This window comes from Halorubrum sp. AJ67 (assembly GCF_000513435.1).
Genome location: NZ_CBVY010000019.1, coordinates 108,355 through 110,232 on the forward strand (window position 1 = coordinate 108,355; position 1,878 = coordinate 110,232).

The 1,878-nt window shown below is 67.4% G+C and carries 2 protein-coding genes; both read left to right on the forward strand.

Features of this window, described 5'->3' with window-relative positions; genetic code table 11:
• The first annotated feature begins 113 nt into the window (after positions 1-113).
• Positions 114-335 carry a hypothetical protein gene (locus BN903_RS13205; RefSeq protein ID WP_048078172.1) on the forward strand — a complete coding sequence of 74 codons (222 nt, stop codon included), beginning with the start codon at positions 114-116 and terminating at the stop codon, positions 333-335.
• A 216-nt stretch (positions 336-551) separates the two neighbouring features.
• The gene (locus tag BN903_RS13210; RefSeq protein WP_048078173.1) at positions 552-1,577 is read left to right on the forward strand and encodes an ABC transporter substrate-binding protein; all 1,026 of its coding nucleotides are present in this window, start codon (positions 552-554) and stop codon (positions 1,575-1,577) included.
• The last annotated feature ends 301 nt before the right edge of the window (positions 1,578-1,878 follow it).

Below are 1,878 nucleotides of genomic sequence, written 5' to 3' on the forward strand. Positions count from 1 at the left end.
ACCCGCATATCGGACCGGGACCCGCATATCGGACCGGATCCCGTCCGAACGCGCCGCCCGATTCCGAGTCGACGCCCGAAGGCATATACCCGCGACGGGCGATTGCCCGAACAATGTCCACCGACGAGCCGTCCGTCCCGATCGTGTGCGACGAGTGCGAGACGGAGACCCGCGTCCCCCTCGACGACCTCGCGGACGCGCTCGATAAACACAACGCGCAAAAACACGACGGCGACGAGGTCGCGGAGGTCGATCCGGCGATCAAAGACCGCCTCGCCGACCTCGTCGCCGAGGATCTCGGACTGTTCGACGAGGAGTCGACCGAGGACCCGTGAGCGACGGGACGCGACCGGCCGCCGTGCGAGCGGTGCGGCCGAGGACACATACCAACAATATTTGCGCCGATCGGTGACGGGCCATCAACTGTTGTGACCGGTTAATATCCCGAAAGCGGTCCCCAAATCAGTTTTTGGCTATCTGACGGCGTCATTGGAATCCGCTTCAGTTGCTGGTGACGCGAGGGTGTTCCCCGCGGACCCGTTTCCGTTAGTATGTACGAATCAACGCGGACAGCGTCGCGGCGGTCCTTCCTCGCGGCCGCGGGCGGAACTGCGACGGTCGGACTCGCCGGCTGTCTCGGCGGCGGTGGCGGCGGACTCGACGAACTGACGGTCGCGCACATGCCGATCTACCCCGACCTCCAGTGGTACGTGATGGAGGGCGAGGGCTACTTCTCCGAGATCGACGCCGAGGTCTCCGGACAGGAGTTCGGCAACGGCCCGGCGATCGTTCAGGCGCTCGGCGGCGGCGACATCGACGTCGCGATGTTCGGGATCGTCCCCGCCATGATCGCGATAGACAACGGGATCCCGGCGCGGGTGACGGCGGCGAACATCCGCGAGCCGATGGGGATCATGGCGGAGTCGTCGTTCCACGAGACGTTCGAGCAGCAGGGCGGCGACGCGTTCGCGACGTGGGAAGCGGAGCAGGGCGAGCCGTTCACGTTCGGAACGTTCCCGCAGGGAAGCGTTCCCGACGTGTTGCTCCGCTACTGGCTCCGCGACGTCGGCGTCGACCCCGAGTCGAACGACAGCGTGGAGATCATCGAGATCAGCGGTGCCAGCTCGGTCTGGCAGGCGATCGCTAACGACGAGATCGACGGTACCTCGATCATGGAGCCGGTGCCGACCATCGCGCAGGCGGAGGGCTCGTCCGTGACGATGCTTCGGACCGCCGCCGAGGTCCTCCCCGGCCAGCCCGCCGCGGTCACCCTGATGAGCGACGCGGTGCGGGACTCGCCGCTCGCGGCGCAGTTCCTCGAACAGCACGTCCGCGCGACCGAGTTCATCGGCGAGGAGCCGGACGCGACGGCCGAACACGTCAACGAGGGGATCGGGATGCCGGTCGACCGCGCGCGGAACGCGCTCGACTCGCCGCTGTCGAACTTCATCACGGACCCCAACGAGATCACGGACGCGACGCAGGTGTTCTCGGAGTTCGCGGCCGGAAACGACCAGATCGACGAACAGCTGTCGACCGACGAGATATTCGATCTGGAGGTGTACGACTCGCTCTGATGGCGACAGAAACCGGATCGGAACTGGACGGGGACGCGGCCGTCGCGATCGGTCTCGATGACCCCCGCCGGCTCCTCCGCGGCGCGCTCGGCGTCGCGGGGTTCCTCGCCGTCTGGTACGTCGTCTCCCTCGGCTCGCCCGCGTACGTGGTCCCCTCGCCGGTCGCGGTCGCCGGGGCGTTCGGCAGCGAACTGGCCTCGGGAGACATGACGACGGCGCTCTACCAGAGCGTCCGGCACTGGATCCCCGGCACCGTCGCCGGGACCGCGAGTCGTGGGAGGCAAGGCACACAGGGGATAGG

Coding starts and splice junctions, on each gene's coding strand:
- BN903_RS13205 (WP_048078172.1), top strand. CDS start 114: ATGTCCACCGACGAGCCGTCCGTCCCGATCGTGTGCGACGAGTGCGAG.
- BN903_RS13210 (WP_048078173.1), top strand. CDS start 552: ATGTACGAATCAACGCGGACAGCGTCGCGGCGGTCCTTCCTCGCGGCC.